Genomic DNA, 475 nt, shown 5'->3' with positions numbered 1-475 from the left:
CCCGCTAATCCTGCGGCTAAACTGGCTAGTGCACTGATTTTTTGTTTTTCATCTTCATTAAGCTCAGAGGGATTTTTACCATAATAGGCTTGTGAAATCATCCCCACCGCCTCGGCGGTCACCGCACTACTCGCTCCGGCTAACGCATTTTCACCTTTCGCTAGGGATAATGCCGCATTCACTACCGCATGCGCCATCAGATTGGCAGTTTTATTTACCTCTCCGTCGGCAGAGGTCGTTTGGCGATGGATAACCTCGGCTAAATAAGGGGCGCTCGCCCCTGCTAAGGCCTTAGCGATATCCCCTCCCGCCAACCCTTGTATTGCGGCAGTTGAGGCAGTAATGGCCTGTTGTATTGCGCCGCCGGTTCCAAAAGGTTTGCTCGCTTGTTTAAACTCGACTGTCTCACGCAGCTGGTCATCGGTATAGGTCGGATGCTTAGCTTTAGCGGCGCTAAACCCTGCTATCTCCCCTT

The 475-nt window shown here is 52.2% G+C and carries 1 protein-coding gene; it reads right to left on the bottom strand.

From position 1 onward, the window contains the following. A partial coding sequence (locus tag HH682_RS15440; protein WP_214238365.1) for a VENN motif pre-toxin domain-containing protein occupies window positions 1-475 on the bottom strand: 475 nt, incomplete at both ends.

It is taken from the genome of Rosenbergiella gaditana, from assembly GCF_018494065.1.
Taxonomy (GTDB): Bacteria; Pseudomonadota; Gammaproteobacteria; order Enterobacterales; family Enterobacteriaceae; genus Rosenbergiella; species Rosenbergiella gaditana.
This window is presented reverse-complemented; position numbering and strand designations above follow the sequence as displayed.